Here is a 23601-nt window from a genome sequence, read left to right as displayed (position 1 = left end):
ATCACAGTGCTGGCCACTCTACTGACGGTTACGGTCGACGTAGCCGTACGGCAGACTAGCCTCTCCGCCCATTGTTTGTTGCCGGACCAGAGTGCTGAGGAACTATGCCTGACCAGATTGCCCCGACCCACAGCGGCCGCCACCGTGTCGTGATCGTAGGGTCCGGCTTCGGCGGACTGTTCGCGGCCCGCAAGTTGGCGCGTCTTGACGTTGATGTGCTGTTGATCTCCAGCACGACCCATCACTTGTTCCAGCCGCTGCTCTACCAGGTCGCGACCGGCATTCTGTCCGAGGGTGTGATCGCCCCCGCTACCCGCGATGTGCTCTCCCGCAAGCGCAACATCACCGTCCTGTTCGGGCACGTCCGCGACATCGACGTCGACCGCAAGGTCGTCACGGCCGATGCCCTGGACACGACCAACACCTACGACTACGACACCCTGATCGTCGCCGCCGGTGCCGGCCAGTCCTATTTCGGGCACGACGAGTTCGCCCGGTACGCCCCAGGAATGAAGAGCATCGACGACGCACTGGAACTGCGTGGTCGCATCTTCGGCTCGTTCGAACTGGCGGAGCTGGCTGCCAGCGGCGGCTATCTCGAGGACGTGCCGCGGTTGATGACCTTCGTGGTCGTCGGTGCCGGGCCGACCGGTGTGGAAATGGCCGGGCAGATCGCCGAGCTGTCGCGCCGCACCATCGCCAAGGACTTCCGTTACATCAACCCGAAGGACACCAAGGTCATCCTGTTGGACGCTGCTCCGCAGGTGCTGCCCGCCTTCGGTGACCGGCTCGGTGTCAAAGCGCAGAAGAAGCTTGAGCAACTCGGTGTCGAGGTGCAGTTGGGCGCGAAGGTCATCGACGTGGACGCCAACGGGATCAACGTCGAGGATGCGGACGGCAACAAGCGGCGCATCATCGCGCTGTGCAAGGTGTGGGCCGCAGGCGTCCAGGCCAGCCCCTTGGGCAAGATCCTGGGCGACCAGACCGGCGCCGAGGTCGACCGAGCCGGCCGGATCTCGGTCAACCCGGACCTCACCCTGCCCGGACACCCGGAAATCTTCGTCGTCGGCGACATGATGTCGCTGGACAAGTTGCCCGGCGTGGCGCAGGTGGCCATCCAGGGCGGCCGGTTCGCTGCCAAGCAGGTGAAGAACCGGTTGAAGGGCAAACCGACCGACCCTCAGTTCCACTACAAGGACAAGGGGTCGATGGCGACCATCTCCCGCTTCAGCGCGGTTGCCTCGGTCGGCAAACTACGGCTGTCGGGGTTCCTGGCCTGGTTGATGTGGCTGGCCGTCCACCTGTTCTACATCATCGGCTTCAAGAGCCAGTTCACGACGTTCTTCCACTGGCTGGTGTCGTTCCTGGGCCGGGCGCGGGGCGAGCGCACCAGCACTGAGCAGCAGATCTACGGGCGCCTCGCGATCCACAAACTGGGTGACAGCTTCACACCGTCGGCGGATCTGCCGCGCCGGGCGACCACCGAGGGCGGTCAGCCGTTGGTCGATCCGGATGCCCCGGACGACGTCGTACCCCAGGCGTACGGCGCGCATCCGGGGCGCTGACCGCTCAGCCGGCCCGGTTGGCGAGGGCCACCAGCACACCGGCCGTCGCGAAGTACTTGTTGGATCCCAGGTCGCGGATGGACTTGATCCCAAGAAGTTCCTGCAGCGCCTCAGCGTGCTGGGGGGTCAGGCCGGCGAGGGCGTCGATCGGGGCGTCGAGAATCTCATCGAGCGTCTTGTCCTCGTACGCCTTGTCCAGCGACTTGGCGAGGTCTACGGAAACAGCCATCGGAATGCTCCTTCTCACGGTGCGCCGGGGGTTCCGACGCTGCTGCGCACCTTGGCGCACCCAGCTGAACCACGCCTGAATGTCGCGCGACGCGCGGGCATGCCTAAGGTGTCGGCATGCCGCTGGACTATCCGATCGCCGTACGCGAACTGCCCAACGGGCTACGCGTCGTCGTCAGCTCCGACCGGTCCGTGCCCACCGTCTCGGTCAACCTGTGGGTCGGGGTCGGTTCCCGCCATGAGGAGCCGGGGCACACCGGCTTCGCCCACCTCTTCGAACACCTGATGTTCCAGGGCTCGCGCAACGTCGCCGAGGGTGAGCACTTCGCCACTCTGCTGGCGCAGGGCGCCCGGCTCAACGCGACGACGTGGTTCGACCGCACCAACTACTTCGAGACGGTCCCCACCGGTGCCTACGAGTTGGCGCTCTGGCTGGAGGCCGACCGACACGGCGGACTGCTGGACGCGGTGACCCAGGAGTGCCTGGACAACCAGCGGGACGTGGTCAAGGAGGAGAAGCGGCAGCGCTACGACAACCGGCCCTACGGCAACGCCCTGGTCGACATCTACGCGACGGTGTTCCCGGACGGCCACCCCTACCAGCACCCCACGATCGGTTCGATGGCCGACCTGGACGCGGCCTCCCTGCAGGACGTGCACGACTTCTTCCGGGCGCACTACGCGCCCAACAACACGGTCCTGACCCTCGTCGGCGACCTCAGCGAGGAGGAGGGGTTCGCAGCCGCGGAGCGGTACTTCGGTTCCCTCGCCGCCGTGAACGTGGTCGACCGACCGGTGCCGCCACTAGCGCCCCTGGACTCACCGGTGCGGCTCCAGCGGGTCGAGGAGGTCCCCGAGGACCGGTTGTACGTCGCGTTCCGGCTGCCCGCCGCCGACGCCCCGGACTTCCTGGCGGCCGAGCTGGCCTTCGACGTCCTGGCCGCAGGAGCGACGTCCCGGCTCTACCGGCGTCTGGTGCGTGGCTCCCAGCAAGCCACCCACGCCGGCCGCAGCGTGATGGGACTGGCGGCCGGAGTATCGCTGGGCTACTTCTTCTTCGACGCCGCTGACGGTGTCTCGCTCGAAACGCTCGAGACGGCGCTGGTGGAGGAGCTGACGGCACTGGTTGAGCAGCCGCCGTCCGAGGTCGAGATGGAAGTGCTGCTGGCCGACACCGAGCGGTGGTGGCTGCAATCGCTTGCCGCCCAGGACGAGCGGGCCGACCTGCTGAGCCAGTACACGCTGCTATACGACGACCCGGACTTCATCAACACCTACCTGGACCGCGTGGCGCAAGTGACTTCCGCCGACATCGCCCGGGTCGCGGCGCAGTGGTTGCGTCCGGAATCGCGGGCAGTCGTGACCTACGAGGTGAAGGCATGACGGGGCGTCCGGCGGTAGCGCCGCCGCAGCCGTGGGCGTTCCCGGTCCCGGAGCGTTTCGAGTTGCCCAACGGCATGCGGGTGCTGCTCTACCACCGGCCGGGTCAGAAGGTCATCTCGACCCGGGTAGTCGTACCCGTGCCGCTGTCGGCCGAACCCCGCGCGGTGGAGGGGGTGGCGACCATTGTTAGTCGCACCCTGGATGAGGGCAGCGCCGCCCACTCTGCGGACGAGACGGCCGAGCTCCTCGAACGGCACGGCGTGGCCTACGGTGCGTCGTTCGGGCAGAACGGACTCACTCTGGAAACCGAGTCGACGGCTCGTGGGCTGCACCTCGGGTGGGAACTGGTCACTGAGTTCCTGAGTCAACCGGCGTTCGATGAGACCGAAGTGAGTCGCCATGTGCGGCAACGTATTTCGGAGATCGACCACCAGTTGGCGAACCCCGGCAGTCGCGCAGCCCTGGAATGGGTGAAGACCTACTACACGGCGCAGAGCCGTGCCTCCCGCCCGACCGCGGGCAGTGCCGAGTCGGTCGGAGCGATCACTCCCGACGACTGCCGTGACTTCTACCGGTACCTGTCGCCCGCCCAGTCGACGCTGATCGTGGCTGGTGACTTCGACGATCCGCGTGCGGCGTTGGCCGACACCTTCGGTGCGTGGTCCCCGACGCACACTCCCGCACCGTCGACTCCGGATGAGTTGGCACCTGACCGGGCACGCATCGTGTTCGTCGACCGGCCCGGCTCGGTGCAGACCGAGTTGTACGTCGGGCAGGCCGGCCCCGCGCGCAGCGTCGACTGGGCGCCGTACCCGGTTCTCGGTTTCGTCCTCGGCGGTGCCCCGACCGCACGCATCGACGCGGTGCTGCGGGAGGAGAAGGGTTACACCTACGGCATCCGCGCCGGGTTCCGCCCCCGCAAGGACGACGGCACCTTCCTGGTATCGGGGTCGGTGCGCGCCGACGTCACCGCACCAGCGCTCGACCTGCTCCTCGGAATCCTTGATGGCGCAACGGAATTCACCACCGACGAGGTCCGCAATGGAGCCGATTATGTCGCCCGGACCGCGCCGGGCCGCTATTCGACCGCCGATGTGGTGGCCGACGAAGCAGCCGGTCTGGCACTGTTCGGTCTCGGCACCGACTACGTCACGGACTACTTGGCGCAGTTGCCCTCGCTGACCGCAGACGAGGTGAGCCGGGCCTGGTCGTTGTGGCGAGACACCCCCCGCAGCATCGTCCTGGTGGGCGACGCCACCGAGCACGCGGCCGCCGTCGAGGCGCTCGGCCGCGGCCCGGTCACCGTGGTGGGCTGACGGCTCCTGCCCCGCCTCCGCCGGTTCGCTCGCGGGCGGTCCAGCGGTAGTTGCGTTGCCATTGCAGGGTGCCGACCGGGTTGTCGGGGGTGAATAGGTCGCCTCCGTAGTCGGCGTTGGTTTTCTGTCCGATGACGGGTGGGACCAGGAATTCGAGGTAGCCGTTGCGTTCGCGGATCTGCACGTGCCGGTCGTGCACGAGGCGGTGGTGGTGGGCGCACAGCAGGCACCCGTTTCCCAGATCAGTAGCGCCGTGCGCCTCGTCGGGGTTTGGGGGTGTCCAGGGGTTACGCCAGTGGTGGCCTTCACACCATTGCGGGGGCCGGTCACAGCCGGGGTAGGCACAGCCCCGGTCCCGCATGGCCAGGGCGCGGCGTTGGGTGGCGTTGAACAACCGTTGCAACTGTCCCAGGTCCAGCGGTAACGGTGCCCCACCCAGCACTTGGGGCAGGATCCCGGCGCCGCAGCCGATCTCGCGGGCTTTGGCCGCGGAGATCCGTGCCCCCGAGGGCAACGTGCCGGGGCCGAGTTGCCCGGTGAGGGTGTCGTAGTCCACGTTGACGCTCAGCACGGCGCTGATGCCGCCGGCGTTGGGTAACGCATCGGCGGGTAGGTGGGAGCAGATGATCGCGAACGCCCGCCCTTGCCGGTGCCGCTGATCGCTCGGCAACCCAGCATCCGCACCGGCAGCATCCACCCCGTCCGCATCCGCCTCGGCAGATTCCAGGTGGTAGCGGCGGGGTGCGGAGAGGGCTTCCACGGCGCTGCGCAGCATCTCCGCTTCCGTGTCGGGCAGGGTGAACCCGCCGCGGTGGGTGCCATCCCGGTTGTCGCGCATCCAGAACCGGGTGTTCCGGGCGGCACGCCGTTCCCGGGCCCGCAGTTGGCCCTCTTCATGCTGGTCGGCCTCGGCGGGGGTCTTGAACGCGTCCGCGGTGCGGGTCGCGGCCCGCCCCAGGTCCTGGATCGACAGCAACCGGGCAGCGTCCAGTAACGACTCCTGCGCCCGGACCCGGTCAGCGGCCTCGACACCGACGGGGAGGTGGTTCAGGGCGCGGGCGATGACCCCGGCCTGGTCCCGGTTGACCCGGCCCTGCGCCAACGCGTCTTCGACGATCGGGGTGTTGGACAGCTGGATCGCGGTGCGCACGAACGCGTTCGCATCGGTCCGGTCCCCACCAAAATCCTGCGCCAACAACTGCCCGGTACTGATCGCGCCGGCGACACGGGCCGCGTCGCGTTCGTGTAATCCCCGCGCCAACACCATCAGCACCGCATCGATCCGTGCCTTCGCCCGTGACAGCGAAGAACTCAACGCCCGCAGCTCGCCGTCGGTGACCGTCTCGTCGTTAGCCAGGTCGCCCGTGTCACGGCAGGACGTCAACGCGTCTAACGCCGTGTGCACCCCCGCAACACCCGCCGCCCACGAAACCCCCTGCACCACAACAGAATCAGCGACATCCGCAACCATGACCCCACCCCCTTCCCGTCCCCACAAGAAGCCTGAACCGATGACCCAACACTAGGCAGGGGCACCGACAAGAACCCAGGACGAAAACGCCCGGTGTGGATAACCAGCTAGCAGCCGGCGGGAGTGGAGTGGAGTTGTGGAAAACGCTGCGGCTCAGGCCAGTTCGTCGAACGCCTCAGCCAGAACGCCCAGGCCCTCCAGCAGCAGGTCGTCGCCGATCACCAGCGGCGGCAGCAGCCGGATCACGTTGCCGAAGGTGCCGCAGGTCAGCACCACCACACCGCGCTCGTGGCAGTACTTCGCCACCGCACCCGTCAGCGCCGCATCCGGTTCGATACCGCCAGGCTGCACGATCTCGATCGCCAGCATGGCGCCACGACCGCGGATGTCCCCGATCTGCGGGTGGGCGGCCTGGATCTCGCGCAGCCGCGAAGTGGCCACCTCTTCGATGTGTTGCGCCTTGGCCAGCAGCCCGTCAGCCGCCATGGTCTCGATCGCCCCCAGCGCGGCGGCGCACGCGACGGGATTCCCGCCGTACGTCCCACCCAGACCACCGGCGTGGACGGCGTCCATCATCTCCGCACGCCCCGTCACCGCGGCGAGGGGGAGGCCGCCCGCGATGCCTTTGGCGGTCGTCACCAGGTCCGGGATCACGTCTTCCTGCTCACTCATGAACCACGTTCCGGTGCGGGCGAATCCGCTCTGCACCTCATCGGCGATGAACACGATGCCGTTGTCGCGACACCATGCAGCCATCGCGGCCAGGTAACCGGGCGCGGGCACGATGAACCCGCCCTCACCCTGCAGCGGTTCGATGATGAACGCGGCGATCTGGTCTGCACCGACGGTCTTCTCCGCGATGGCGATGCTGCGCGCCGCGGCTTCCTGCCCAGTCATCCCGGCCGGGTCGCGCAGCGGGTAGGACGCCGGGACCCGGTAGATGTCGGACGCGAACGGTCCGAAGCCCTTCTTGTAGGGCATCGCTTTGGCGGTCAGCGCCATCGTCAGGTTGGTGCGACCGTGGTAGGCGTGGTCGGCAGCGACCACAGCCGTGCGGCCGGTGGCGTGACGGGCGATCTTGATCGCGTTCTCGACCGCTTCGGCGCCGGAGTTGAACAGGGCCGACTTCTTGGCGTGATCGCCGGGAGTGAGGGCCGCCAGCTTCTCGGCCACCGCGACGTAGCCCTCGTACGGGCTGATCATGAAGCAGGTGTGCGTGAAGTCCGCGACCTGCTGCTGCACGCCGGCCACCACCCGCGGGTCGCTGTTGCCGACGGTGGTGACCGCGATGCCGGAGCCGAGGTCGATCAACAGGTTGCCGTCGACGTCCTCGATGACTCCGCCGCCGGCCCGGGCGACGAAGACCGGCATGGTCGAGCTGACGCCTGCGGCGACGGCGGCGGTACGGCGCTGCGCCAGTTCCAGCGAGCGCGGGCCGGGCAACGGGGTGCGAAGTTCCCGGCGCTGGGGCAGGTCGGTGCTGACGGTCGTGCTCATGGTGGCTCCTGTCGTGCCAAAGTCATGCCGGTTCCGGTCCCCGGGAAAGCCCGGGTGTTACCAGTCTGCCACCGTAGTCATTTCGATTTCGAACTAGCTGGGAATGTCGGTCCCCAGTGTGCGTAGCACCTCGTCGTGCAACAGTCCGTTCGACGCGACGGCGTTACCGCTCCAGCACCCGTCCACGCCGTCCAAACCGGTGAACCGGCCGCCTGCCTCCTGCACGATCGGCACCAGCGCAGCCATATCGTGCACCGCCAGCTCCGGTTCGGCCGCAATGTCGACCGCGCCCTCGGCGACCAGCATGTAGGACCAGAAATCGCCGTACGCCCGCGTGCGCCAGCAGACGTCCACCAGATCCGCGAACTGGTCCTGCCGCCCCACCTCGGCCCAGCCGTGCAGGCTGGCATAGGACAAGGACGCGTCGGTCAGCGAGTTCACCGCCGACACCTGGATGGGCCGGGAGGAGGACAGTGAGCGTCCGGAGCGGGCGCCGGTGCCAGAAGCCGCCCACCAGCGAGAGCCCAGCGCCGGGGCGGCGACCACGCCGACCACAGGAACGCCGTCCTCCACCAGCGCGATCAGCGTCGCCCACACGGGAACACCGCGCACGAAGTTCTTGGTGCCGTCGATCGGGTCGATGATCCACTGTCGCGCGGCGCTGCCCTCGGTGCCGAACTCCTCACCACGCACCGAATCCCGCCCGCGCACCCGCCCCAGTTGCGCCCGGATCACCCGCTCGACCTCCAGATCGGCGTCGCTGACCGGCGACAGGTCGGGTTTGGTCTCCACCTTCAGATCCTGGGCGCGGAACCGGTCCAGCGTGATCGGTTCGACCGCGTCGGCGAGAACGTGGGCCAGGCGCAGATCATCGTCGTACGTCGTCACGCACCTGACCGTAGCGGCCCCGCCTCAGTGGGCGGGGCGGGACAGGCCGATGCGCAGCATGGCCCGCAAACGGTCGGCGAGTGCGGCAGCGTCGATCTGGCGGGTGTTGATCGGCGGGAGGTCCGCGAAGATCTGTTGCAGCGCCGCTGCCATCCGGTCCAGGTGCAGGTAGCGGCGCGGATCATCGGTCCAGCACGCCGCCAGCACGAGGTAGGTCGCTTCGTTGAACTGCCGCTCGACCAGGTCCCAGTCCTTCATCTGCGTGGGCAGGTCGGTCTGCGCCAGCGACAGGATGTGCGCGCACTGCAACTGCTCGAAGGCCAGATCCCGACGGGCTTCGAAGCCAGCATCAGTCGCCCACCGGCCGGAGGCTGCCAGCGCCAGCACGCGTTCGAGCGACCGCAGCCCACGGCGGAACTGTCGGCGCGCCAACATGATCGGTGCTCTCCGCCCGGTCAGCCAGATCACCACGATGGAGGCGAAGGCACCGATGGCGGTGTCGAGGATACGGTCGCGCACGAGAGTGTCGACGGACGCGGTGGGTCGCGAGGTACTGGTGATCAGCAGCGCCATCGGGGTCACGAACATCGCCGCGATCGCGTAGTTGATCGCCGCGGTCCACTGCACCAGGAAGACGCACAACAGCACGATGGCCAAGGTGACGTATTCGTCCGGGTGCAGAGAATGCACGCCGAAGAAGAGCAGGATGCCGACGATCGTGCCGGCCAGGCGCTGGGCGGCCCGGTGGGTCAGCGACAGCCGGTCGGTGTTCAGTGACATCACCAGGGCCGTGGTCATCACCGCCCAATAGGGCTGCTCCACGTGCAGGCCGTAGGCGATGACACAGGTCAGCAGGATGGCCGCACCGATGCGCCGGGCAGCCAGCCAGGGCAGCGACGAGCGGGAGAATCCCCAGCGCAGGAGGTACTGCGTCTTGGGTCGGCCCAGGTAGCGACGCTGCTCCATGGTGCGCACGGCGACCTTCGCTCGCGGGATGGAGCGCTGCAGGATCCGGCGCACTAGGGCCACGTGCAGCCGGCGCAGCTGGGCGTTCAGGCGGCGCCATTCCTTGCGTCGCGGTTCACGGCCGACGGCGTCCTCCAGCACGATGCCGCCACTGATGACCGCCGTGTAGGCCTCGTCGCGCAGCGCGCCGAGCTCCCGGGCGCTGGTGTCAGGCCCGGCGGCGAGGTAGGCATCCACCGTCTCCTGCGCCACCTGCACCGCGTCACGCTCGGGATGGACGCCGCGAATCACCGTGAGCAGCAAAGAGACTGCGCACGCAATGACAGCGGCGCCGCCACACACGAGGACGATCTCGTGCACGGGCAGGGTCCGCCCGACGTACGACGCGATGGCCGGCCCCAGGATCAGGAACATCGCACCCGGCGGATCGGCGACCAGCGTGTTGTAACCCAGCACGGCGATCATCGCGATCGCCGTCAGGCTGACCGTCAGCAGCACCGGACTGCCGCCGGTCAGCGCACCAATGGTGATCGCCACGACGTAGAACGCGATCATGCCGGCGAGGATCGGGATCCGCGCCCGGGGTGGCCGGTCGGGTGCCACCAGGCCGATGAAGGCGCCGGTGGTGCCCAGCAGACCGACCTTGAGGCCCGCGACGCTGGACACCGCCAGCACGGCGACCGCAGTGCAGATCGTCGCCGAGAGAGCGAACTTCCACCGCCCGGGAGCCTTCTTCACCTGGGTAAAGGTCATCAGGTTCCGGCTGACACTGTCCGGTACGGCCCAGGGCATCGGTCAGTCCGCCGGTTCGTCGTCCGGGTCCGGGGTGCCCAGGCGTGACCGCAGCAACCGGCGCAACGACCTCAGCCGGGCCGGCCCGGACGGGCCTGCGTGACCGTCGGCGACCCACGCGTCCAGAGCACAGTCCGCCTCGTCGTGGGTGCAGCCCCGCGGGCAATCCACGGTGCCGGCGGCCAGATCGGGGAAGTGCTCGATGATCCGCGTTGGGTCGACGTGTGCCAGGCCGAAGGAACGCACACCGGGGGTGTCGATCACCCAGCCACCACCGGGCAACGGCAGCGCCGAGCTCGAGGTGGACGTGTGCCGACCGCGACCGGTGACCTCGTTGACGTGACCGATGGCCCGATCTGCCTGGGGGACAAGGTCGTTCACCAGGGTCGACTTACCGACGCCGGAGTGGCCGACCAGGACGGTGACCCGGCCGGCCAGGAGATCGCGCAACTCCTCCAGGCCCTCGGGAGGGTCCGCGCGCAGGTTGGTCACGACGTACGGGACATCGAGGGCGACATACTCCTGCAGGAACGCGGTCGGGTCGCCCAGGTCGGCTTTGGTCAGCACGAGCAGCGGATCCATCCCCGCGTCGTACGCCGCGACAAGACAACGATCGATCATCCGTGGCCGTGGGGTCGGGTCGGCGATCGCCGTCACAATGGCCAACTGATCGGCGTTCGCGACGATGGCGCGCTCCACCGGGTCGGTGTCGTCGGCGGTGCGACGCAGCATCGTGGTGCGGGGTTCGACCCGCACGATCCGCGCCAGGGTGCCCGGATCACCGCTGGTATCACCCACCAGCGCGACCCGGTCGCCGACGACGATGCTGGTGCGGCCCAACTCCCGGGCGCGCATCGCGATGACGGGATGGTCGTCGTACAAACAGGTCCAGCGGCCCCGGTCGACCCCGACGACCATCGCGATCACGGCGTCGAGATGGGCCGGGCGGTCCTTCGTGCGGGGCCGGCTGCCGCGCCGCCCGGGGCGTACGCGGATGTCGCTCTCGTCGTAGTCGTAACGCGGCGGCACCGGCTCAGGCCACCCCGAGCATCTGCGTCCAGAGGGCAGGGAACTCCGGCATCGTCTTGCCGACGGTCGCGATGTTCTCGATCACGACACCCGGCACCGCCAGGCCGATCACCGCAGCGGCCATGACCATCCGGTGGTCGGCGTACGTGCGAAACAGTCCACCGTGCAACGGAGTTGGCCGGATCACCAGACCGTCCTCGGTCTCGATGGCGCTCCCGCCAAGGCGGTTGATCTCGGTGCTCAACGCCGCCAGGCGGTCGGTCTCGTGGCCCCGGATGTGGGCGACGCCGCGCAGGTGGGTGGGGGAGTCGGCCAGGGTGGCCAGGGCCGCCACGACGGGGGTCAGTTCGCTCGCCTCGTGCAGGTCCAGGTCGACGCCGAGGATCTCCCCGGTGCCGGCTACGGTCAGCCCGTCGCGGGTCTGCTGCACCTCGGCGCCCATCATGTCCAGGATGTCGCGCAGGTGGTCGCCGCCCTGGGTGGTCACGTGCGGCCAACCGGGGATCGTCACGCTGCCACCGGCGACCATCGCGGCAGCCAGGAAGGGCGCTGCGTTGGACAGGTCGGGCTCGATCTCCACGTCGAGCGCGCTGATCTCGGCCGGTTCGATGCGCCAGGTGTTGGCGTCGCCGTCGTCGACCATGACCCCGGCATCGCGCAGCACCTCTACCGTCATGGCGATGTGCGGCAGCGAGGGCAGCGGTTTGCCCTCGTGCACGACGGTGATGCCTTCGTCATACCGGGCGCCGGCCAGCAAGAGCGCCGACACGAACTGGGACGACCCGGAAGCGTCCATGCGCACAGTGCCCCCGCGCACAGAACCCTTGCCGTGCAACGTGATCGGCAGGTTGTCGCCCTCGACATCGACCCCGAGGTCACGCAACGCCTGCACCACCGGACGCATCGGCCGACGTCGCGCGCCCTCGTCACCGTCGAAGCGCACCGTGCCGTCGGCCAGCGCCGCGACCGGCGGCACGAAGCGCATCACCGTCCCGGCCAGACCGCAGTCGATCTGGGCACCACCGGTGATCGGCTCCGGCTGCACTAACCACGCGTCGTGCCCGTAGTCCTCGGGGGCGTCGGTGATCCGGGCGCCCAGCGCGCGCAGCGCTTCCACCATGAGCACCGTGTCGCGGGAGCGCAGCGGATGCCGCAGCACCGACTCGTCCCCGGCCAGCGCGGCCAGCACAAGGAACCGGTTGGTCAGGGACTTGCTGCCGGGCACCCGGACCCGCGCATCCAGCGGGCCCGCGGCGCGCGGTGCCGCCCAGTCACCGTCGGTGAGCAGATCCGTCGCGTTCACCCGCCCCACGGTAGTCGCGTGCGCCGACAGCGGCATTCTTGTCCTATGTGCGGGCGCTACGCGGCGAGTTTCCATCCCGAGGATCTGGTGGAGCGGATGGAGATCGAGGCCGATCGCAGCCGGGAGCACACCCGCTCGGTCCTGAGCCGCCCGCAGGAGCCGCCGGTCGGGGCGCCGGACTACAACATGGCGCCGACCAAGGAGGCGCCCGTCGTGCTGACCCGCAACGTCGACGACGCACCCGTGCGGCAACTGCGGATGCTCACCTGGGGTCTGGTGCCGGCCTGGGCCAAGGACACCAAGACCGCCTACCGGATGATCAACGCCCGTGCCGAGACTCTCTTCGACAAGGGCGCCTACGCCAAGGCCGCCAGCGCCCGGCGCTGTTTGGTACCCGCCACCGGTTGGTATGAGTGGCAGGCCAGTCCGACGCAGACCGACGCCAAGGGCAAACCGCGCAAGCAACCCTTCTTCACCCGCCGGGCCGATGAGGATCTGCTGGCCTTCGCCGGTCTCTATGAGTTCTGGCGTGACCGCGCGCTGCCCGATGATGACCCGGACGCGTGGCTGGTCAGCTTCACGATCATCACCACCGCGGCCGAGCCCGGCCTGGACCGCATCCACGACCGCCAACCGGTGGTGCTGGATCGCGGCGACTGGGCGACCTGGCTGGATCCGGAGCTGACCGACCCCGATGACGTACGCCGAGTGCTCACCTCCCAGCCCACCGGCCGGTTCGAGGCGTGGCCGGTGAGTACCGCGGTCTCCTCATCACGCAGCAACGGACCGGGACTGATCGAACCAGTCCCTCGCTCCGAACTGCACGGAGTGGTCGATCCGCAGACGGGGGAGATCCTCGAATGACGGTCACACAGATCGCCACCCCGGTCGGACCCGCCCGCGCGCACATCCATCGGCCCACGACGACTCCCCGGGGCACGGTGGTCCTCAGCCATGGCGCCGGCGGTGGTATCGACGCACCCGATCTGGTGGGGTTGACGGCGCTGGTCGACGACGGCTGGAACTACGTGCTGGTAGAGCAGCCGTGGCGGGTGGCCGGCAAGAAGATCGCACCGGCACCGAAAACCCTTGACGCCGCGTGGATTCCGATCATCGCGGCGCTGCACGACGGCCGTCGTCGCCTCACCGGTCCGTGGATTACCGGTGGCCGCTCGGCCGGAGCACGCGTCGCCTGCCGGACCGCTGCGGTCACAGGAGCGGACTGTGTGCTGGCGCTCGCGTTCCCACTGCACCCACCCGGCCACCCCGAGAAGTCCAGGGCCGACGAAGGGCTGCAGGTCGGCGTACCGCTATTGGTCGTGCAGGGCGAGCGGGACCCGTTCGGGACGCCGGACGAGGTGAGCGCCGCGGTGCCCAACGCGACGGTCCGGCCGGCCCACGGCGATCACGGGTTCAGCAAGAACCCGCAGGACGTGGTCTCCGCCGTAAGAGACTGGCTAGAGCGCGCCGCCGGCGGCTTCGGGCGCTGAGGCGTCCGCACCACCGTCACCGACGCTCTCGCGCGCGAGGTGCTCCTCGATCTGGAACCAGTCAGAGGCGTCCTTGCAGCGTTCGGCGACGGTCAGCAGCGTGTTCATCGAGGCGACCTCCTCGACCTGCTCCTTGAGGAACCACAGCATGAACTGCTCACCAAGGACGTCGCCGGCGTCCCGGGCGGCGCGGAAGATGACCTCGATCTGGTCGGTGACGGTCTTCTCCTGGGCCAGGGCCAGCGCGATGGGCTCGGTGATGGAGGCGAAGTTGTTCCTGACCTCATCGACTCCGGGGATGCTGACCGGCCAGTCACGATCCAGCACGTACTGCACGATCATCATCGCGTGGTTGCGTTCCTCCACCGCCTGCGCGTAGAAGTGCGCGGCCAGACGCGGCAGATCCTTGTCGTCGAACCACACGGCGATCGCGATGTACTGCTGGCTGGCGGTGAATTCGTGACGGATCTGCTCGGTGAGCAGGTCCTGGAAACGGGAGGTCGTCTCGGCGGTCATAGCGCCGAGGTTATCCGTAGGGGTGGGGCGCCGCAGTGGGACCGGGAACGCCTGCGGCGCGGAATGCGGCGCCACCGGCCGGCGTTACTGCTCACATGCTGGTTGCCACCCCAACACCGAAGTTGGCCCGTACCGGGACCCGACTACCCTGGACGGTAATGACTCATACCGATCAGCAGTCGGCGCCCGCGCCGCAGGAAGAACTCCCGGACGAGGTCGTGCACGACCCGGCCGGGCTCGATGTTGCCGCCGAGACCCCGGCGGAGCGGATCGAGCGGTTCGAGCGGGACGCGATGCCCTACCTGGACCAGCTCTACAGCGCCGCCCTGCGCACGACGCGCAACCCCACCGACGCCGAAGACCTGGTGCAGGAAACGTTCGCCAAGGCGTTCGCGGCGTTCCACCAGTACAAGCCGGGCACCAACCTGAAGGCCTGGCTCTACCGGATCCTGACCAACACCTACATCAACACCTACCGCAAGAAGCAGCGCGAGCCGCAACAGTCCGATGCCGCCGAGGTCGAGGACTACCAGTTGCACCGGGCCGCGTCGCACTCCTCGTCCGGGTTGCGCTCGGCCGAGACCGAGGCGCTGGATCACCTACCGGACAGTGACGTGAAGGCGGCGCTTCAGCAGGTGCCCGAGGACTTCCGGCTGGCCGTCTACCTCGCCGACGTCGAAGGCTTCTCCTACAAGGAGATCGCCGAGATCATGGACACCCCGATCGGCACCGTGATGTCCCGGTTGCACCGGGGGCGCCGGCAGTTGCGTGAGCTCCTGGAGGACTACGCGCGCGAGCGCGGGTTCGTGCGCGACGAGGAGGCTTCGTCGTGAGCACCGAGTGCGCGGAGTTGTACCAGTTGCTCGACGCCTACGTGGACGGCGAACTGTCCGCAGCTGAGTGCGAGCGACTGAAGTCGCATCTGGTCGAGTGCCCATCGTGCCTGAACGAGTACGAGCGGGACGCCCTGCTCAAGGCCGTGGTACGTCGATCGTGCCAGTGTGAGGTTGCCCCCAGCACCCTGCGGGCCCAGATCCTGACCCGGATCAGCACGTTCGCCAGCGACGGGCAGACGTTCCGGGCGACCACCATCACCACGGTTACTGACCTCGAATAGGTCAGCCAACGTCAGAAGCCCCCGGCGCAGGCCGGGGGCTTCGTACGTTGGGGTGCAGGGTCTCAGGCGTTGGGCTTGCGGCCGTGGTTGGCGGCCTTGCCCTTACGGCTGCGACGCTTGCGGGCGCGCTTGCTCATCATGGTCTCCTTCGAAGGATCTGGCCCACCATCGTGTCATAGAGGTGGGCATCGCGCCCAATCGAGGGTCAAGCGCGAACCATAGTGCAATCTTGGTAAAGAGAGCGTGAACTTTCGTATTCTCTTCTCGCCCGCAAGTGGTGCAGTTCTGTCACTATAGGCGTAGTGGTGATCGCGGTCCGCGCGGTCGCCAAACCCGCGCACAGTGGGTAGGTGGCGCCGGGGCGTTGCCTCGAGCAGTCGGAAAGGAAGATCGATATGGGTTGGCATCTCGCCTCGTGGTTCTCATGGTGGTCCGGTTGGGTCGGCGGTGGCGCGACGACCGTCAGCCCGCACGTAGCCACGTGGGACCCTGACGCCTGAGGATTGCCCTGACATCGGGTAAGACCTCGGCCGCGCGGACCAGTCCTTCGGGCTGGTCCGCGCTCTTTTTGACGCCTCGTCAGGCCTTCGTCACCGGGATCTACTTGACTCTCGGTGCCGTCGTGGCGACCTTGATCCTTGAGCAGGTCGATCTGCCGGATCCGCTGCCCACAGCGACTTTGCTGGCGCTGGCCGTGCTGGCCCAATGGAACACCTCCAAGTGGCGTAGTGCCTCGACGATCTCGGTGACGTCCATCCTGATCGCCGCGGCGATCGCGTTGCTCGGCCCGTGGGGCGCGCTGGCGGTCGGTGGCCTCGGCACCGCTTTGAGCCCGGTGCGCTGGCGGCCCATCGTCCGGGCGTTCAACGGTGGGATGACCGGACTGGTCAGCGTGACTGCGGCGTGCACCTACGGGCTGATCGGTGGCCGCATCATGACCAGCGAGCCGCACTCGCCGCTGTGGTTACTGTTGCACGGCCTGCTGCCGCTGATCGCGGCGATCGTGGTGCTCTTCGTGCTCAACATGGCTCTCCTCGCCGGAATGATCGCGCTGACCTCCCCGGCGAGTCTGCGCCGGACGCTGACCGACATGATCCGCAGGTCCTGGCTGCGATACCTCGGATACGGCCTGGTCGGGTTCGTCATCGCGGTGCTCTGGGCGCCGGTCGGCCTCGGCGCGGCCACCGTCGTGCTCATGGCTGGCCCGTTGTTACTTGCGCAGTGGTCGTTTCGACAGCAGACGGCCGAACAGAGCACCCAGCAGCGCACGGTGGAGACGCTGGTGGCGGCACTTGAAGCGCGCGACCCGGTGTTGGAAGGCAGGGGCGCTCAGATCGCCGCGATCGCCATCGCGATGGGGGAGAGCTTCGGCCTCTCCGATGAAGAGGTCGAGTCCTTGCGATTTGCGGCCTGGTTGCATGACGTGGGCCTGGCCAGTCCCGACCAGGTTCGTCATGTACCCCACCGCTTGGGGGGCAATCCCGCCGGAATCGATCTGGCTGGGTCGGACATGGAGCGGTTGATGTCCCATCCGGAGCGTGGCGTGCGGATGGTCGAAGGGATCGACTTTCTCGACCGGTCGGCAACCGCGATCCTGCATCACCACGAACGCTGGGACGGACGCGGATACCCCGACCGCTTGGCGGGGACGGCCATTCCGTTGCTCGCCCGGATCGTCGCGGTCGCCGCGACCGGGTACGCGATTTCCGTCGAGTTGGGTGGCGACCTGACCGCAGCGGTACCGGTCGTGTGGGAGCACGCCGGCTCCCAACTCGACCCGGCCTGCGTCGTCGCGTTCGAGTCGGTGGTGGGGGAATTGCCGCCCATCGAAGGTCACGTGGTGGCGCAGCCCGGGTTCGACCACGACCTGCCGGCCGCCTCTGACCTCATCGCCGCCGCGTTGGACCGTATCGCGCACCTGCACAACAACCGGCCGGAGTCCGTCGGGCGATGAGGCGGGTGTTGCGCTCACGGGACGAGGCCGTGAAGGTCGCACTGGTGGCCGCGGTCGCGGTGATTCTGGTGTGGTCGATCGTCTCGGCCGTCCATCACGCCGACTCACTGTCGGTGACGGACCTCGAGCTGCTCGGCGGATTTGCGCTGTGGATGACACTCGGCAGCCTGCTCGACGTCCGCCTGCCCGGGGCGGGGGTCGTGGTCGCGCCCGCAAGTATCGCGGTGGCGTTGGCACTGGCCATGGTGGTCACCTGGCCATCACTGGGTCCGCTGGAGCAGGTGACCTCCTACCGGGTCGGGTTCGGCAACGGGGTCATCCTTTTGACGATCGCGGTCGGACTGCTGGTCGGTGGCGTGCTTTCGCGCCTAGTGGGGGTCGTTCGCGTGCGCTGGCCGGTGCGCTGCGCGATCCTGATCTCGGCCGCGGTCACCGCGATCGTGTTCGACGCGGTCCCGCACCGCGGCACGTACACCTGGCAGTCGATGCTCATCATGCTCGCGTGCGCCGCGGCCCCGGGTTTGCTGTGGCTGCTGGTGCTTCTGTTGACAGCGCGTCCCAATCAGGCCGCCTCGGTGCTGGCCGAAACGGTGTTCGTGCAGGTGCCCGTCGGCGCCGCGTGTATCAGTTCGGCCGTGGCTATCGCCTTCGGTACCAGCGCTCTCGGCGTGCTGGCGGCGCCGTTGGTCGCCTTTCCGCTGGTACTCATGCGTTTTGCCATCCACCAGCAGGAACGGCAGCGGACCACCCGTCGGCAGACCGTCGCGGCGCTGGCGCGGTTGACGGAGGTGGCGGGTTACAACCGGGCCGGTCACTCGCGGCAGGTCGCGCAGTTGTGCCGCCTGGTCGGTGTTCGTTTGGGCCTGGGACCCCGGCAACTCAGTGTGCTGGAGGATGCGGCCCTGCTGCACGACATCGGCCAGGTGTCACTGGACCGGCCCATTCCGGATGGTGCCACGACGGAAGCAGCCCCGTTGGACCAGCGTGCGATTGCCGAAGCCGGAGCTGGGATCGTTCGGCGCACCGGCCGGATGGAGTCGGTGGCCACGTTGCTCGATGACCAGGCCACGCCGTACCACATGGAAGTCATCGAAGGCGCCCAGATACCGATCGGCAGCCGGATCATCAAGGTCTGCAACGCCTATGTCGACCACCTGGCCGGGGACCCCGGTCGCCACTCGCTTGCGATGGAACGTCTCTATCTCGGCCTGGGCTACGAATACGATCCCGAGGTCATCGACGCACTGATGGCTGAACTGGGCGGGGAAGTCCACAGGCACTGAGGGTGGGTACGCCGCGGCGTACCCACCCGGCGCTCAGGCCCGGCCCGGTTCGGCCTCGTCCGGGAAGGGGTCCGGATCGTAGGCGCGCACCTTGGGATCGTCGCTGTCGGCGAAGTAGTCCGCGGGCACGGTCGAGTCCTTGCCGTCCGGCACCTTCGCGGCCCGGAAGATCAGCGTGAGGACGGCTGCCACCGCGAAGTTCAGCACGATGGCGGTCAGACCGATGTACCCCAGCTGGCCGATGATCGGCATGATCGCGGTCGAGCCGCCGAAGTGGGAGGTCGCGGCGCTCGCCACGCCGTACGCCTTCCACGTGCCGTAGGCCATGCCGACCGCCCACCCGGCCAGCAGCGCCCACCGGTGGAACCACCGGGTGAACAGTCCGGCCACGATCGTGGGGAAGGTCTGCAGGATCCAGATGCCGCCCAGCAACTGCAGGTTGATCGCGTTCTGCTTGTCCATGCCCAGGACGAAGGCCACCGCGAACACCTTCACGATGAGGGAGACCAGTTTGGAGACCTTGGCTTCCTGTGCCGCGGTGGCGTCGGGTTTGATCCACTCCTTGTAGATGTTGCGGGTGAAGGTGTTGGCCGCCGCGATGGACATGATTGCCGCGGGCACCAGGGCACCGATGGCGATGGCGGCGAAGGCAACGCCGGCGAACCAACTCGGGAACTGGTCCTCGAACAGCTGCGGGATCGCCAACTGGGGGTTGGCCTTGCCGTCCAGACCGATCGGCTTGGTCTTGGCTGCGATGGCCACCCAGCCCAGCAGCGCCAGCAGGGCGAGCACGAAGGAGTACGCCGGCAGAATCGCCGCGTTCTTGCGAATCGTGTTGCGGCTCTTGGAGGACAGTGCGGCCGTCACCGAGTGCGGGTACATGAACAGCGCCATCGCCGAACCGAACGCCAGCGTCACGTACGCCCAGTTCTGGGCCGGCGGCACCAGGAAGGTCCCCGTGGGTTTGCCGGTCTTGGGATTGGTGGTGTCCATCTTGGTCTCGGCGGAGGAGAAGATGTGGTCCCAGCCGCCGATCTTCGACGGCAGCCAGACGATCGCCACGATCACCACCAGGTAGATCAGGATGTCCTTGACGAAGGCGATGATGGCCGGCGCTCGTAGACCGCTGGAATAGGTGTAGGCCGCCAGCACGATGAAGGCGATGAACAGCGGCAGGTCCCGCACGAACCAGTTGCTACCGCCGCCCACGCCGAGGACTTCGAGGACGGCCTGGATGCCGACCAACTGCAGCGCGATGTACGGCATCGTGGCCACGAAGCCGGTGATGGCGATGGCCAGCGACAGACCGCGGGATCCGTAACGGCCGCGGACGAAGTCGGCGGAAGTGACGTAGCCGTGGCGGTGGCTGACCGACCACAGCCGCGACATGAACCAGAAGATCATCGGGTAGAGAACGATGGTGTAGGGGATCGAGAAGAAGCCGCCGACGACACCGGTGGCGAACATCGCGGCCGGCACCGCGATGAAGGTGTACGCCGTGTAGATGTCACCGCCGATCAGGAACCAGGTGATCCAGGTGCCGAACGACCTTCCGCCCAGGCCCCATTCGTCCAGGGAGTTCAGATGGTCACCGCGCCGCCAGCGGGCGGCGAGGAAGCCCAGAACGGTGACGACCACGAAGAAGATGATCAGGATGGCCAGGGCGACGCCGTTGACTCCGGTGTTGGGCTCGGACGGATTGGCCGCTGCGACAAGGGTGTTCACAGTTCACCCGCCTGGTGGTCATCCGCGCCGAGGGTGCGTTCGGCGATCGGCTGCCGCGGTCGGGCCTTCTTGGACAACACGTAGGCGATCGAGGTGCAGATGGCGGTGAGGAAGACCCACAGCATCTGGTACCAGAAGAAGAACGGGAAGCTGCCCAGCTTCGGATCCTCTCGCGAATACCATCCGACGGGGATGAGCGCGAGCAGCGGGATCATCAAGAAGACCGCCATCACTATCTGCAGGTCGCGTCGCGCCGGGGGTGCGGCATTGGGATCCACGGGTGCTGGCGATGGGTCGGTCTCGGACATGCAGCTACCTCTCGACGGTCTGGCTCCGGCCACCGCGTGACGTCAGCGGCCATCGATCAAGCTAGCGCGTGACCGACGTCACGTGGTTCAACTGGATCGGCGTGTTAGATAGCGTGCCGAAGGATAACGCCGCCAACGAAGAACCGCCGCCGATCCATGGGATCGGCGGCGGTCTCGAAGCGAGCGGATCAGGCCTTCTTGGTCTCCCAGAAGATGTCCGCGATCTCGTCGATCTTGGCCAGCAGCTTGTCGGCCGTCTCGACATCGAGAGCGCCCTTGGTGCCGGTGGCGCCGGCCAGCTTGGTGGCCTCGTTGACCAGGGTGTGCAGCTGCGGGTACTTCTCGAAGTGCGGGGGCTTGAAGTAGTCGGTCCACAGCACCCACAGGTGGTGCTTGACCAACTCGGAGCGCTGCTCCTTGATGATCAGCGCACGAGTGCGGAAGTCGGGGTCGTCGTTGCCAGCGACCTTCTCGCAGATGCCCTTGATGGACTCGGCCTCGATCTTGGCCTGGGCCGGGTCGTACACCCCGCACGGCAGATCGCAGTGGGCGCTGACCTCGATGGTGGGGGCGAACAGCTTGCGCAGCATGTGGCGTCCTTTCGTTGGCTCGAAGAGGCGGGACTCCGACCGAGCGGGTCCGCTACGTCGAAACTACTCCGCGGGCGTGACCCGCTGGAAGGCGCACCCGCTCACGGGTGACTGATGCGACCGTGTCGCGGCAAGCGGAAGAGCACGACGCCCAGCACCGCCTGCGGGCCGACGGGACCGAACTGCCGCGAGTCGGTGCCGTCCGGATTGTCCGAGCTGAGCCACCAGCCGCCGCCGTCGCGTCGGGTGATCCGTTTGACCGCGACCGGCCGCGGACCGTCCGGGCCATCCGGCAGGTGTACGACGTGGGGTCGGCCCTGGCGCACCCGCTGGGTGTAGCGCACCACGAGCCGGTCGCCCTCGACGTACGTCGGCTCCATTGAGGTGCCACGCACGACGGCGATCCCGAACGGCAGACTCACCCGTCGGCGGGGTCGGCCACGGGTGTCTCGTGCTGCTCGGCCAGGATGCGGCGCAGGAAGGTCTTGGTCCGCTCGTGCTGCGGGCGGGCGATCACTTCACGCGACGGTCCCTCTTCGACGACGACCCCGCCGTCCATGAAGACGACCCGGTCGGCGACATCGCGGGCGAACGAGATCTCGTGGGTCACCACGATCATCGTCATACCCGCCTCGGCCAGTTCGCGCATGACGTCGAGCACCTCACCGACCAACTCGGGGTCGAGAGCGGAGGTGGGTTCGTCGAAGAGCATCAGCTTGGGTTTCATCGCCAACGCCCGGGCGATGGCCACCCGCTGCTGCTGACCACCGGACAATTGCGCCGGATAGTGGTCGGCGCGTTCGGCCAGGCCAACCCGCTCCAGCAGGCTGCGGGCCTCGGCGATGGCTTCGGCCTTGGGGCGCTTCTGGACCTGGATCGGGCCTTCGGCGACGTTCTGCAACGCCGTCTTGTGCGGGAAGAGGTTGAAGCGCTGGAAGACCATGCCGATCTCACCGCGCTGCTGGGCAATCCGCTTGTCGTTCAAGCGATGGAGCGTGCCGTCGCGATCGTCGTAGCCCATGAGCTCGCCGTCGACCCAGATGCGGCCGCCGTTGATGGTCTCCAACTGGTTGATACACCGCAGGAAGGTGGTCTTGCCCGACCCGGACGGTCCGAGCAGGCAGACCACTTCGCCGGAGTCCACGTCGATGTCGATGCCCTTGAGGACCTGCGTGCTGTGGAAGGACTTGGTCACGTTGAGCGCGCGGACCAGCGGCTTGTCAGTGGTGCTCATAGTCAGTGGTCGCCTCCGATGAAGTTCAACCGCAACCGGCTCTTGGTGGCACCTGCTGCCGGCCCCGTGCCGAAGCCGCGGCCGAAGTAACGCTCCAGATAGGACTGGCCGACCATGAGGATCGAGCAGATGATGAGGTACCAGATGACACCTGCGACGAACGCGGGAACGATGCGGTAGGTCTGGTTCGCGACCTGTTCGACCTGGAACCACAACTCCATCGTGACGGGGACCGCGGACAGCAGCGAGGTGTCCTTGACCATGGCAATCGTCTCGTTCCCGGTCGGCGGGACGATGACGCGCATTGCCTGGGGCAGGATGATCCGGCGCATGGCTTTGCCGTTGCTCATGCCGAGCGCCTTGGCGGCTTCGGCCTGACCGGGATCGACGGATTGGATTCCGGCGCGGGCGATTTCGGCCATGTACGCCGCCTCGGACAGGCCCAGGCCGATGATGCCGACGATGATGCCGTTGGACAGTTTGCTGACGTTGATGGTGCCGATCATCAGCGCGTTGTCCATGCCGAGGATCTGCTGGGCGAAGGGAAAACCGATGTCCAGCTTCGGGTACAGCACGGCGACGCCCGCACCGAGCATCACCAGGAGCACAAGGCGGGGGATGGCCCGGAAGAACCAGGTGTAGATGAACGCCACACCGCGCAGCACCGGGTTCTCCGACAGCCGCATGATCGCGAGGATCACGCCGCCGAGGATGCCGATGATCATGGCGCCGATCGTGCCGACGATGGTGCCTTGCACCAGTCCCTGCAGGACCGGCTTGTAGTTCATCACCGTGCCGACGAAACCCCAGTCCCATCGGGGGTTGGTGACGAACGAGGAGATCATCATCGCCACGAGGACGGCGATGATCGCCAGAGCGACCCAGCGCCACGGATGCCGGACCGGCCGGGCGTCGATCTCGCCCGGCCGGTCCGTCGTCATCATGG

General features: G+C 67.7%; 23 protein-coding genes. 9 read left to right on the top strand and 14 right to left on the bottom strand.

Annotated features, from left to right (window positions below; all coding sequences use genetic code 11):
• The first annotated feature begins 104 nt into the window (after positions 1–104).
• Complete coding sequence (locus AZH51_RS00840; protein WP_291520328.1) at positions 105–1565, top strand: NAD(P)/FAD-dependent oxidoreductase; 1461 nt, start codon at positions 105–107, stop codon at positions 1563–1565.
• A gap of 4 nt (positions 1566–1569) precedes the next feature.
• Here the strand turns inward: AZH51_RS00840 and AZH51_RS00835 are convergent, their stop codons facing one another.
• Complete coding sequence (locus AZH51_RS00835) at positions 1570–1794, bottom strand: hypothetical protein (protein ID WP_291520327.1); 225 nt, start codon at positions 1792–1794, stop codon at positions 1570–1572.
• Positions 1795–1910: 116 nt separating this feature from the next.
• Here AZH51_RS00835 and AZH51_RS00830 point away from each other — a divergent pair, with 116 nt between their 5' ends.
• The gene (locus AZH51_RS00830; protein WP_291520326.1) at positions 1911–3176 is read left to right on the top strand and encodes a pitrilysin family protein; all 1266 of its coding nucleotides are present in this window, start codon (positions 1911–1913) and stop codon (positions 3174–3176) included.
• Positions 3173–4492 carry a pitrilysin family protein gene (locus AZH51_RS00825; protein ID WP_291520325.1) on the top strand — a complete coding sequence of 440 codons (1320 nt, stop codon included), beginning with the start codon at positions 3173–3175 and terminating at the stop codon, positions 4490–4492. The genes AZH51_RS00830 and AZH51_RS00825 overlap by 4 nt, the downstream gene beginning before the upstream one ends.
• Here AZH51_RS00825 and AZH51_RS00820 read toward each other — a convergent pair.
• From AZH51_RS00820 to aroA, 6 genes are all read right to left on the bottom strand, one after another.
• Positions 4476–5963: an HNH endonuclease signature motif containing protein gene (locus AZH51_RS00820; RefSeq protein ID WP_291520324.1), complete on the bottom strand. Its 1488-nt coding sequence runs from the start codon at positions 5961–5963 to the stop codon at positions 4476–4478. The two genes, AZH51_RS00825 and AZH51_RS00820, sit on opposite strands and share 17 nt — an antisense overlap.
• Positions 5964–6116: 153 nt before the next feature.
• The gene (gene gabT, locus AZH51_RS00815) at positions 6117–7460 is read right to left on the bottom strand and encodes a 4-aminobutyrate--2-oxoglutarate transaminase (protein ID WP_291520323.1); all 1344 of its coding nucleotides are present in this window, start codon (positions 7458–7460) and stop codon (positions 6117–6119) included.
• A gap of 93 nt (positions 7461–7553) precedes the next feature.
• Entirely contained in the window at positions 7554–8348 is a 795-nt protein-coding gene (gene hisN, locus AZH51_RS00810; RefSeq protein ID WP_291520322.1) for a histidinol-phosphatase, read from the bottom strand.
• 24 nt (positions 8349–8372) lie between these two features.
• Positions 8373–10106: an FUSC family protein gene (locus tag AZH51_RS00805; RefSeq protein ID WP_291520321.1), complete on the bottom strand. Its 1734-nt coding sequence runs from the start codon at positions 10104–10106 to the stop codon at positions 8373–8375.
• A 3-nt stretch (positions 10107–10109) separates the two neighbouring features.
• Positions 10110–11135 (bottom strand): ribosome small subunit-dependent GTPase A, encoded by a 1026-nt coding sequence (gene rsgA / locus AZH51_RS00800; RefSeq protein ID WP_291520320.1) that lies wholly within the window; start codon positions 11133–11135, stop codon positions 10110–10112.
• Between the two features lie 4 nt (positions 11136–11139).
• A complete protein-coding gene (aroA, locus tag AZH51_RS00795; RefSeq protein ID WP_291520319.1) occupies positions 11140–12438 on the bottom strand; it encodes a 3-phosphoshikimate 1-carboxyvinyltransferase in 1299 nt (432 codons plus the stop codon).
• Positions 12439–12483: 45 nt separating this feature from the next.
• On the opposite strand from aroA, the gene AZH51_RS00790 reads away from it, so the two are divergent.
• Together AZH51_RS00790 and AZH51_RS00785 are read left to right on the top strand one after the other, a co-directional pair.
• Positions 12484–13302 carry an SOS response-associated peptidase gene (locus AZH51_RS00790; RefSeq protein WP_291520318.1) on the top strand — a complete coding sequence of 273 codons (819 nt, stop codon included), beginning with the start codon at positions 12484–12486 and terminating at the stop codon, positions 13300–13302.
• Positions 13299–13928: an alpha/beta family hydrolase gene (locus AZH51_RS00785; protein WP_291520317.1), complete on the top strand. Its 630-nt coding sequence runs from the start codon at positions 13299–13301 to the stop codon at positions 13926–13928. The genes AZH51_RS00790 and AZH51_RS00785 overlap by 4 nt, the downstream gene beginning before the upstream one ends.
• Here AZH51_RS00785 and AZH51_RS00780 read toward each other — a convergent pair.
• Complete coding sequence (locus AZH51_RS00780; RefSeq protein ID WP_291520316.1) at positions 13896–14444, bottom strand: ferritin; 549 nt, start codon at positions 14442–14444, stop codon at positions 13896–13898. The genes AZH51_RS00785 and AZH51_RS00780 overlap by 33 nt on opposite strands.
• Positions 14445–14602: 158 nt before the next feature.
• Here AZH51_RS00780 and AZH51_RS00775 point away from each other — a divergent pair, with 158 nt between their 5' ends.
• From AZH51_RS00775 to AZH51_RS00760, 4 genes are all read left to right on the top strand, one after another.
• Entirely contained in the window at positions 14603–15277 is a 675-nt protein-coding gene (locus AZH51_RS00775; RefSeq protein ID WP_291520315.1) for a sigma-70 family RNA polymerase sigma factor, read from the top strand.
• Entirely contained in the window at positions 15274–15561 is a 288-nt protein-coding gene (gene rsrA / locus AZH51_RS00770) for a mycothiol system anti-sigma-R factor (RefSeq protein WP_291520314.1), read from the top strand. Before AZH51_RS00775 ends, rsrA begins: the two co-directional genes overlap by 4 nt.
• 622 nt (positions 15562–16183) lie before the next feature.
• A complete protein-coding gene (locus tag AZH51_RS00765) occupies positions 16184–17515 on the top strand; it encodes an HD domain-containing phosphohydrolase (RefSeq protein ID WP_291520313.1) in 1332 nt (443 codons plus the stop codon).
• Positions 17516–17520: 5 nt separating this feature from the next.
• Complete coding sequence (locus AZH51_RS00760; protein WP_291520312.1) at positions 17521–18798, top strand: HD domain-containing phosphohydrolase; 1278 nt, start codon at positions 17521–17523, stop codon at positions 18796–18798.
• Positions 18799–18831: 33 nt separating this feature from the next.
• Here the strand turns inward: AZH51_RS00760 and mctP are convergent, their stop codons facing one another.
• From mctP to AZH51_RS00730, 6 genes are all read right to left on the bottom strand, one after another.
• On the bottom strand, positions 18832–20523 hold the full coding sequence (mctP, locus tag AZH51_RS00755) for a monocarboxylate uptake permease MctP (RefSeq protein WP_291520311.1): 1692 nt from the start codon (positions 20521–20523) through the stop codon (positions 18832–18834).
• Positions 20520–20831, bottom strand: a complete 312-nt coding sequence (locus tag AZH51_RS00750; RefSeq protein WP_291520310.1) for a DUF3311 domain-containing protein — start codon at positions 20829–20831, stop codon at positions 20520–20522. The genes mctP and AZH51_RS00750 overlap by 4 nt, the downstream gene beginning before the upstream one ends.
• 188 nt (positions 20832–21019) lie before the next feature.
• A complete protein-coding gene (gene sodN, locus AZH51_RS00745) occupies positions 21020–21421 on the bottom strand; it encodes a superoxide dismutase, Ni (protein WP_291520309.1) in 402 nt (133 codons plus the stop codon).
• Between the two features lie 101 nt (positions 21422–21522).
• Entirely contained in the window at positions 21523–21843 is a 321-nt protein-coding gene (locus AZH51_RS00740; protein ID WP_291520308.1) for a S24 family peptidase, read from the bottom strand.
• Positions 21840–22655, bottom strand: coding sequence for an amino acid ABC transporter ATP-binding protein (locus tag AZH51_RS00735; RefSeq protein ID WP_291520307.1), 816 nt, complete (start codon positions 22653–22655; stop codon positions 21840–21842). The genes AZH51_RS00740 and AZH51_RS00735 overlap by 4 nt, the downstream gene beginning before the upstream one ends.
• 2 nt (positions 22656–22657) lie before the next feature.
• Positions 22658–23599 carry an amino acid ABC transporter permease gene (locus AZH51_RS00730; protein ID WP_367188016.1) on the bottom strand — a complete coding sequence of 314 codons (942 nt, stop codon included), beginning with the start codon at positions 23597–23599 and terminating at the stop codon, positions 22658–22660.
• Positions 23600–23601: the final 2 nt, after the last annotated feature.

This window comes from Branchiibius sp. NY16-3462-2 (assembly GCF_001594145.1).
Classification (GTDB): Bacteria; Actinomycetota; Actinomycetes; order Actinomycetales; family Dermatophilaceae; genus Branchiibius.
This window is presented reverse-complemented; position numbering and strand designations above follow the sequence as displayed.